This window comes from Cellulomonas citrea (genome assembly GCF_009829685.1).
GTDB lineage: Bacteria > Actinomycetota > Actinomycetes > Actinomycetales > Cellulomonadaceae > Cellulomonas > Cellulomonas citrea.
The window spans coordinates 1-9,028 of sequence record NZ_VWSD01000121.1; the positions used below are offsets into that span (position 1 = coordinate 1).

The 9,028-nt window shown below is 73.9% G+C and carries 8 protein-coding genes; 4 read left to right on the forward strand and 4 right to left on the reverse strand.

The features are described 5' to 3' along the window. The first annotated feature begins 322 nt into the window (after positions 1-322). Positions 323-2,929 (forward strand): ATP-dependent chaperone ClpB, encoded by a 2,607-nt coding sequence (clpB, locus tag F2B26_RS12260; protein WP_159809772.1) that lies wholly within the window; start codon positions 323-325, stop codon positions 2,927-2,929. A gap of 81 nt (positions 2,930-3,010) precedes the next feature. On the opposite strand, the gene F2B26_RS12265 is transcribed toward clpB, so the two are convergent. From F2B26_RS12265 to F2B26_RS12280, 4 genes are all read right to left on the reverse strand, one after another. Further along, on the reverse strand, positions 3,011-3,454 hold the full coding sequence (locus F2B26_RS12265; RefSeq protein ID WP_159809774.1) for a hypothetical protein: 444 nt from the start codon (positions 3,452-3,454) through the stop codon (positions 3,011-3,013). Between the two features lie 74 nt (positions 3,455-3,528). Next, a complete protein-coding gene (locus F2B26_RS12270) occupies positions 3,529-4,209 on the reverse strand; it encodes a DUF4190 domain-containing protein (RefSeq protein ID WP_268891105.1) in 681 nt (226 codons plus the stop codon). Then, positions 4,140-5,246: a DUF4190 domain-containing protein gene (locus F2B26_RS12275; protein WP_159809776.1), complete on the reverse strand. Its 1,107-nt coding sequence runs from the start codon at positions 5,244-5,246 to the stop codon at positions 4,140-4,142. Before F2B26_RS12275 ends, F2B26_RS12270 begins: the two co-directional genes overlap by 70 nt. Positions 5,247-5,298: 52 nt before the next feature. Then, positions 5,299-6,090, reverse strand: coding sequence for an exodeoxyribonuclease III (locus tag F2B26_RS12280; protein ID WP_159809778.1), 792 nt, complete (start codon positions 6,088-6,090; stop codon positions 5,299-5,301). A 167-nt stretch (positions 6,091-6,257) separates the two neighbouring features. On the opposite strand from F2B26_RS12280, the gene F2B26_RS12285 reads away from it, so the two are divergent. The 3 genes from F2B26_RS12285 to F2B26_RS12295 form a co-directional block, all read left to right on the forward strand. Then, positions 6,258-7,190 carry an ABC transporter ATP-binding protein gene (locus F2B26_RS12285; RefSeq protein WP_159809780.1) on the forward strand — a complete coding sequence of 311 codons (933 nt, stop codon included), beginning with the start codon at positions 6,258-6,260 and terminating at the stop codon, positions 7,188-7,190. Then, positions 7,187-8,032 carry an ABC transporter permease gene (locus tag F2B26_RS12290; RefSeq protein WP_159809782.1) on the forward strand — a complete coding sequence of 282 codons (846 nt, stop codon included), beginning with the start codon at positions 7,187-7,189 and terminating at the stop codon, positions 8,030-8,032. Before F2B26_RS12285 ends, F2B26_RS12290 begins: the two co-directional genes overlap by 4 nt. A gap of 10 nt (positions 8,033-8,042) precedes the next feature. Further along, positions 8,043-9,028 (forward strand): sensor histidine kinase (locus F2B26_RS12295; RefSeq protein WP_235929645.1); only part of this gene is annotated, 986 nt, incomplete at its 3' end.

Sequence of the window (9,028 nt, forward strand, 5' to 3'; positions counted from 1 at the left end):
TGCTCGCTGCGCACCTGCTGCTCGGTCAGGTCGAGCTCCGTGATGCGGGTGCGGTGGCCGGTCCGGCGGAACAGCGCGCCGCCGACCGACCGCCGGGTGAGCAGCAGCAGGCCGGCGCCGGTGAGCAGCAGGGCGGCGAGCAGGCCGCGTCGTGCGGTGGCTGACCTCATGACGACCTCGACCTCCCCGTCCGACCTCTGGGCTGCTGGCGACTGTAGTGCGGCACCCCCGCCCGCAGGTGGCGCCCGAAGTTGAGCGGAATACACTCAACTCTGGCGGGGTTGGCCTCAACGAGCACCCGCACTCGGATCGGAAGGCACAGGTGGACGTCAAGTACACGACCAAGTCCCAGGAAGCACTCGGCTCGGCCATCCAGGCCGCGACCGCCGCCGGCAACCCCCAGCTCGAGCCCGCGCACGTCCTCGGCGCACTGCTGGAGCAGACCGGCGGGGTGGCCAGCGGGCTGCTCGACGCCGTGGGCGCCGACCGCGCCGCGCTCGGCCGCACCGTGCGCGGGCTGCTCGTCGGGCTGCCGTCCTCGTCCGGCTCGACCGTGTCCCAGCCCACCGCCTCGCGGGCCACCGCCGCCGCGCTCGACGCCGCCAACGCCGAGGCCCGCAGCCTCGGCGACGACTACGTGTCCACCGAGCACCTGCTCATCGGTCTGGCCGCCGGGCACTCCAACGTCGCCGACGCGCTGCGTGCGGTCGGCGCCTCGCGGGATGCGCTCGTCGCCGCGCTGCCCACCGTGCGCGGCAACCAGAAGGTGACCAGCCCCAACCCGGAGGGCACCTTCAAGGCCCTCGAGCAGTACGGCCTCGACCTCACCCAGCGCGCCCGGGACGGCAAGCTCGACCCGGTGATCGGCCGCGACGCCGAGATCCGCCGCGTCGTGCAGGTGCTGTCCCGGCGCACCAAGAACAACCCCGTGCTCATCGGCGAGCCCGGCGTCGGCAAGACCGCCGTCGTCGAGGGGCTGGCCCAGCGCATCGTCGCCGGGGACGTGCCCGAGTCGTTGCGCGGCAAGCGGCTCATCTCCCTCGACCTGGCCTCGATGGTCGCCGGCGCGAAGTACCGCGGCGAGTTCGAGGAGCGGCTCAAGGCCGTGCTGGCCGAGATCACCGGGTCGGACGGCGAGATCGTCACCTTCATCGACGAGCTGCACACCGTCGTCGGTGCGGGCGCCGGGTCCGAGGGCGCGATGGACGCGGGCAACATGCTCAAGCCCATGCTCGCCCGCGGTGAGCTGCGGCTGGTCGGCGCCACGACGCTCGACGAGTACCGCGAGCACATCGAGAAGGACCCGGCCCTCGAGCGCCGGTTCCAGCAGGTGTTCGTCGGCGAGCCGTCCGTGGAGGACACCGTCGCCATCCTGCGCGGTCTCAAGGAGCGGTACGAGGCGCACCACAAGGTGACCATCGCCGATGCCGCGCTGGTGGCCGCCGCGACGCTGTCCGACCGGTTCATCTCCGGCCGTCAGCTCCCCGACAAGGCGATCGACCTGGTCGACGAGGCCGCCTCGCGGCTGCGGATGGAGCTGGACTCCTCGCCGATCGAGGTCGACGAGCTGCAGCGCGCCGTCACCCGGCTCGAGATGGAGGAGGTCGTGCTGTCCGAGGCGACCGACCCCGCGTCCCTCGACCGCCTCGCCAAGCTGCGCAAGGACCTGGCCGACCGACGCGAGGCGCTGGCCTCCCTCACCGCGCGCTGGGAGAAGGAGAAGGCCGGCCACAACCGGGTCGGCGACCTGCGCGTCAAGCTCGACCAGCTGCGCGCCGAGACCGAGCGCCTGCTGCGCGAGGGCGACCTCGCCGGTGCCGCACGCCTGCAGTACGGAGAGATCCCCGCGGTCGAGGCCGAGATCGCCGCCGCCGAGCTCACCGAGGACGAGACCCCGACGCAGGCCCCGATGATCGCCGACAAGGTCGGCCCGGACGAGATCGCCGAGGTGGTCTCGGCCTGGACCGGCATCCCCGCCGGTCGGCTGCTCGCGGGCGAGACCGCCAAGCTGCTGCACATGGAGGACGAGCTGGGTCGCCGGCTCATCGGCCAGTCCCGTGCGGTCGGCACGGTGTCCGATGCGGTGCGGCGTTCGCGCGCCGGGATCGCCGACCCGAACCGGCCCACCGGCTCGTTCCTGTTCCTCGGCCCCACCGGCGTCGGCAAGACCGAGCTGGCCAAGGCGCTCGCGGACTTCCTGTTCGACGACGAGCGCGCCATGGTGCGCATCGACATGTCCGAGTATGGCGAGAAGCACTCCGTCGCCCGGCTCGTCGGTGCACCTCCGGGCTACGTCGGCTACGAGGAGGGCGGTCAGCTCACCGAGGCGGTGCGCCGTCGGCCCTACTCCGTCGTGCTGCTCGACGAGGTGGAGAAGGCCCACCCCGAGGTGTTCGACGTGCTGCTCCAGGTGCTCGACGACGGCCGGCTCACCGACGGCCAGGGCCGCACCGTCGACTTCCGCAACGTCATCCTCGTGCTCACCTCGAACCTGGGCAGCCAGTTCCTCGTGGACCCGACCCTGTCCGACGAGGGCAAGCGCGACTCGGTGATGGAGGCCGTGCGGGCAGCGTTCAAGCCGGAGTTCCTCAACCGGCTCGACGACATCGTGCTGTTCGACGCGCTGTCCCTGGAGGAGATCGGGCGCATCGTCGACCTGCAGGTCGCGCTGCTGGCCACGCGGCTCACCGACCGTCGGCTCACGCTCGACGTGTCGCCCGCGGCGCGCGAGTGGCTGGCGATCGAGGGCTACGACCCGGCGTACGGCGCCCGGCCGCTGCGTCGGCTCGTCGCCAAGCAGATCGGCGACCAGCTCGCCCGCCAGCTGCTGGCCGGGCAGGTGCACGACGGCGACACGGTCGTGGTGGACCTCGCCCCCGACGGGTCGGGGCTGGTCGTCACGGGCGAGCTCGTGGAGGACGCAGGCTGACGGTGGTCGGCGGGGCGGTCGGACCTGGTCCGGCCGCCCCGCGCCGTGCGTGGGCCGTTCTCAGCCGTACGCGCGCCGCCCTCAGCCGTGCGTGAGCAGGGTGAGCACGCCGAGCCCCAGCACGACGACGAACGGCGCAGCGCCCAGGGCGACGGCCCAGCGTGCGCTCGCGCGCCCGGTCGCCTGACCGGCCCGGATCCGGCTGAGCGCCATCACGCCGCGACCCATGCCGGCGACCAGCCCGATCGCACCGACCAGCCCGATGAGCCCGACGGCGGTCGAGGCCGCGTCGCTGGCGACCTCCTGCGGCACCGGACCGGTGCGGGTGGCCGCGACGACGGCCGCCACCGCGATCAGCACCCAGCCGAGGACGGCCGCGACCAGGGCCGTGCGGGCCAGCCTGCCGTCGGGCTCTGCGACGGGTGCGGCGGGGCGGTCGGCGGCTGCGGGCGAGGCCGGCCGGGGGCTGCCGGACCGGCGCGAGTCGCCGCGGGACGCCGGCGGCTGCGAGCGTTGCTTCGGCACGCCCGCAACCTAGCCCAGGCGCAGCCCGATCGCCTGGACGACCTCGGGACCTGGTCGGCTCGTCGTGGCCGGGCTCAGCCGTCGACGCGCAGGCAGAGCCCGGTGCGGTCGCCCTGCCGCCAGCCGCTGCGGGTCGGTGCCCAGGTGACCAGGCGGTCCCCGGCCTGCACCTGGGCCTGCGTGAGCCGGCAGGTGTCGGCGACGGCACCGTCGACCGCCCGCTGACCGGGCCAGCTGCCGCTGAGCTGGGTGGTGCTCACCACCTGGGCGACGTGCGACTGGTCGCACGGCACCACGGTGACGAGGTCCACGACGCCGTCGTTGGGGAGCTGGCCCAGGCAGCTGCCGACGACGAGCTGGCGGGCGTGCGCCTGCCGGGGTGCGGCGAGGTCCACCGGCAGCGGCTGCAGGGACCGGGCCGCCAGGAGCGCGACGACGAGGGCCGGGACGGCGACCACCAGCTCGACCGCGCCCAGCACGAGGGCGGCGAGCGCAAGGCCGCGACCGCGGGTCCCGCGCGAGCGGGTGCGGCGCAGCGTGAGCACCCCGAGCACGAGGGCGACCGGGAACAGCCCGACGAGCGCGCTCACCAGGGCCCAGACCGCGAGCGGCTCACGCCGCGGCGGTGGGTCCTGCCAGCCGGGTGCTCGGTACGGTTCGGCGTACCCGGCCGGGGGTGCCCAGCTCAGAGCTCCCCCGACCCGCCGTAGGTCCCTGCGGTCACCGAACCGGCGTTCAGCTTGTCGCCGCTCCACGGCACCACGACGCAGTACGCAGTGCGTTCACCTGCGTTCCACTGGTCCTCGCTCGGGAAGTACACGTCGGAGTCGATCGTGTCCTGGGTCGCGGTGTCGGGGACCAGGGACGTGATCGTCGTCCAGCACTCCTCGTCGGCGGTGTTGAGGACGGTGTCGTCGGAGCTGGTCACTGCGGCGGCCAGCTGGAACGTGCTCACCACCTCCATGCCGTGCGGCTTCGAGCAGTCGGTGAGGTCGGCGTCCGACATGTCCCAGGACTCGGAGTACACGCTCAGGCAGTCGCCAGGGACGTACCCCTGCGCCAGCTGGTAGTCGGTGGGGATGTCGCCGTCGACCTGCGAGCTGTTCGAGGACCCGGAGGAGCTGTCGCCCAGACTCGACGTCGTGTCGTCGAAGATCGCGCCGACGACGCCCAGGGCGATGCCAGCCACGGTGAGAGCGATGGCCACCGCACTGGTGACGATGCCGCCGATCGCGAGGCCGCGCCCGGTGCCGCGCCCGTTGCGGATCTGGCCGAGCGCGACGATGCCGAGGATGAGGCCGACGATCGCGGGGATGCCGCAGAACAGACCGATGATGCCGAGCACGAGCGAGGCCGTGGCCAGCCCGTTCGTCGACTGCGACGTGCCGTACGGGTCGCCGTACGTGCCGTAGGCGGGCTGCTGCGCACCGCCCCAGGTGCCGTAGCCCGGCTGGCCGGGGGCAGCGCTGTACCCGGGCTGACCGGGGGCGCCGTACGGCTGAGCGGGTGGGCCGTAGCCCGGCTGGGCGGGGGCCCCGTACCCCGGCTGGGCGGCAGCCCCGTACGGGCTCTGCCCGGGAGCGCCGTACCCCGGTGCCGCCGGCGGCGGGTAGCCACCGGGGCCCTGCGGCGCCGTCGGGTAGCCGGCGGTCGGGTCCGCCGGCGGCGGGTAGGCAGCCGTCACCGGGCCGGGGTCGTAGGCGGGCGGCGGCGGGACGGGCTGGTACGGCGGCAGCACGCTGTCGCCGGGTGGGGTGGCTCCGTCCTCGGGCCGCGGTGGCTGCTCGCTCATGGCCGAAACCTAGTGGACGGCCGGCACGGCCGGAGGTGCGCAGAGATGCGGGTCACTCGTCCACCTCCAGCACCACGGGCACGTGGTCCGACGGTGCCTTGCCCTTGCGCTCGTTGCGCTCGATGCTCACCGAGCTCACGCGGGCGGCCAGCGCGGGCGAGGCGTACGCCAGGTCGATCCGCATGCCCTCGTTCTTGGGGAAGCGCAGCTGCTGGTAGTCCCAGTAGGTGTAGGTGTGCTCGGCCGGCTGGTGCACCCGCGAGACCTCGGTGTAGCCCGCAGCCGCGAACGCCTCGAAGGCCTCGCGCTCGGCCGGCGTCACATGGGTGCGGCCTGCGAAGAAGCCCACGTCCCACACGTCGGTGTCGAGCGGGGCGATGTTCCAGTCGCCGACCAGGGCGATCGGGGCGTGCGGGTCGGCGCTGAGCCACCCGGCCGCCTCGTCGCGCAGCCGCGCCAGCCACTCGAGCTTGTAGGTGTAGTGCGGGTCGCCGATCTCGCGGCCGTTCGGGATGTAGAGGCTCCACACCTGGACGCCGCCGCAGACGGCCCCGATGGCCCGGGCCTCTTCCGCCGCCGGGTCGCCCCAGGTCGGCATCCCCGTGAACCCACGCCGCACCTCGGCCAGCCCGACGCGGGACAGCAGCGCGACCCCGTTCCACTGGCTGAAGCCGCTGGTCGCGAGCTCGTAGCCGAGCGCCTCGAACGGTTCGCGCGGGAACGCCTCGTCCTTGACCTTGGTCTCCTGCAGGGCGAGCACGTCGATGTCCGCCCGCTCCAGGAACGCCGTCACCCGGTCGACGCGGGCCCGTACGGAGTTGATGTTCCAGGTCGCCAGCCGCATACCTCGCACGCTACCGGGCGCCGCCGACAGCCGCCGGGCCGGTCGGGTGAGCCCGAGGTCGTCCCCGGGGCTGACCGGGTCGCTGCCGGATAGCCCGCGCGACCGATGTCGGTCCCGGGTGGTGCGCCGTAGGTTCAAGGCATGAGAACCAGCGAAGAGGTGCGCCGATGATCGAGGCGCACGGGCTGTCCAAGGTCTACGGCACGACCAGGGCCGTCGACGACATCAGCTTCACGGTCCGGCCGGGCATCGTCACCGGCTTCCTCGGCCCCAACGGGGCGGGCAAGTCCACCACCATGCGGATGATCATGGGCCTCGACCGCCCGACGTCCGGCACGGTCACCGTCAACGGCAAGCCGTACGTCGAGCACCGTGCGCCGCTCACCCAGGTGGGTGCGCTGCTCGAGGCCAAGGCCGTGCACCCCGGGCGCACCGCCCGCCAGCACCTGCGCGTCGTCGGTGCCACCCACGGCCTGGGGGCGCGCCGGGTCGACGAGGTGCTCGAGATGACCGGGCTCGGCCCGGTGGCCGACAAGCGCGTCAAGGGCTTCTCGCTCGGCATGGGTCAGCGGCTGGGCATCGCGGTCGCGCTGCTCGGCGACCCGTCGACGCTCATCCTGGACGAGCCGGTCAACGGGCTCGACCCCGAGGGCGTCATCTGGGTCCGTGACCTGGTGCGCTACCTCGCCGGTCAGGGCCGGACGGTGTTCCTGTCCAGCCACCTCATGGCCGAGATGGCCCAGACCGCCGACCACGTCATCGTCATCGGCCGTGGCCGGATCCTGGCCGATGCGCCGATGGCCACCCTGCTGGCCGGCCCCGGCCAGGAGGCCTCCCGCGCCCGGGCCCCGCGGGCCACCGAGCTCGCGGCCGTGCTGCGGTCGCAGGGTCTGACGGTGACCCAGACGGGTGCCGACACCCTGGAGATCGTGGCCGGCACCCCGGCGGTGGCCGAGGCGGCGCTGGCCGCCGGCATCGCCGTGCACGAGCTGGCACCGGTGCGGGCGTCGCTGGAGGATGCGTACCTCGCGCTCACCGCCGACGAGGTCGAGTACCACTCGGGGGTCGGCGCCCCGGCGAACCCGGAGGTGGCCCGATGAGCACGACGACACTGCAACGCCCGGCCACGCCCTCGGCGGTGCACCTGACCTTCGGCCGCGTGGTGGCCTCCGAGTGGCGCAAGCTCTTCTCGTTGCGCTCCACCTGGTGGACGCTGGGCCTGGCCGTCCTGCTGCAGGTCGGCATGGCGGCGATCCTCGGGGCGGCGGCCCGTGCGGTGGCGGCCTCCGGCCAGGGCACGCTCCCGGTCGACGGGGTGCAGGCCGCATCGGCGGGGCTGCAGTTCTCCCAGCTGGCGATCGTGGCGCTCGCGGTGCTCACCATCACCGCGGAGTACTCCTCGGGCCAGATCCGGGTGACGCTCGCGGCGGTCCCGCGCCGCACGCCGGTGCTCCTCGCCAAGGCGCTCGTGCTCACGGGGGTCGTGCTGGTGACCGCCGTGGTCTCCAGCGCGCTGAGCGTGGGGGCGCTCGCCCTCGTGGCCGGAGAGCACATCAGCTTCGCGCTGCCGGGGGCCGAGTCGGCCCGCATCCTGGCCGGTGCGCCGCTGTACCTCGTCGGGATCGCGGTGCTCTCGCTCGGGGTCGGGGCGCTCATGCGTCACACGGCCGGTGCGATCGCCGCGCTCATGGGCTTCCTGCTCGTCATCGAGAACGTGTTCGCGGCGATCCCGTGGAAGCCGCTTCAGATCATCAGCCCGTGGCTGCCGGGGACGGCCGGCAGCCGGCTCATGTCGACCGACGCCGACATCGCCGCGGCGCAGGCCGTGCCGCACCACGTCGGTGCGGTGCTCGGGGCGTGGCAGGGCTACGGCGTGCTCGTGGCCTGGGCTGTGCTCGCTCTCGTGGCCGCCGTGCTGGTGCTGCGCAGCCGCGACGCCTGAGCAGGAGCTGATGGGCGAGGAGCAGTCGACGTCGAGGGGCGTGCCCACCGCGGGCACGCCCCTCGACGTCGACGGTGCCCGCCTGCTGCGGCCGCTCACCGAGCTGGAGGTCCGTCGGCTGGGGGTGGTGCGCCGCTTCTTCGCGGTGCACCCGGTGGCGTCCGACGTGCTGGTGTGCCTCCTCGTGGCGGGCGCCTCGGCCGCCGCGATGGCTGCGTCCTTCACGACCGGGGCGGTCGGCGGGGACGGGACGCCGTTCATCGCGGTCCAGGCCGTCGCGGCGCTGCTCGGTCTGGTGGCGATCGCGGTGCGCCGGCGCTGGCCGCTCGCGGTGCTGGGTGCGGTCACCGCGGTGATCGCGGTGAGCCTGCTGCTGCCGGCCGGGCTGGGGCTGCCGGCCGGTGACGCCGCGCTGCCGTTCGCGCTGTACACGGTCGCGGCGAACCGACGGCCGGCGGTGGCCTGGTCGTCGTTCGGGGCCGTGGTCGCGGTGCTCGCCGGGGCGTTCGCGCTCACCACGCACAGTGCGCTTGCCACCCAGCTCGGCCCGGTGCTGTCGACCGATCCGGCCTCGGGGGCCGCCACCCCGATGCCCGGCTGGGGTCCCTTCAGCGGCCTGGCCCTGGCGTCGTTGCTCAGCTACACGATCGTCGGGCTGATCTACCTGGCCGTCGGGCTGAGCGTGTACGGACAGCGTCAGCAGGTGGCCGACCTGGTGCGACGCTCCCACGAGCTGGTCGCGGCCGGGCAGCAGCAGGCGCGGCTCGCCTCGATGCAGGAGCGCACCCGGATCGCCCGCGAGCTGCACGACGTGGTGGCGCACTCGCTGTCGGTCATGGTGGCGTTGTCGGACGGTGCGCGGGCCAGTGTGCGGCGGGCGCCCGAGTCGGCCGAGCAGGCCCTCGACCTGGCCGCCGAGACGGGGCGCACGGCCCTGGCCGACATGCGTCGGATGCTCGGTGTGCTGCGCGACGGCACCGGCGCGGCCGCCGACGC

Excerpts from the sequence above, each read along its gene's own strand:
- F2B26_RS12275 (WP_159809776.1), bottom strand. The coding sequence starts at position 5,246 with ATGAGCGAGCAGCCACCGCGGCCCGAGGACGGAGCCACCCCACCCGGC.
- F2B26_RS12280 (WP_159809778.1), bottom strand. The coding sequence starts at position 6,090 with ATGCGGCTGGCGACCTGGAACATCAACTCCGTACGGGCCCGCGTCGAC.
- F2B26_RS12285 (WP_159809780.1), top strand. The coding sequence starts at position 6,258 with ATGATCGAGGCGCACGGGCTGTCCAAGGTCTACGGCACGACCAGGGCC.
- F2B26_RS12290 (WP_159809782.1), top strand. The coding sequence starts at position 7,187 with ATGAGCACGACGACACTGCAACGCCCGGCCACGCCCTCGGCGGTGCAC.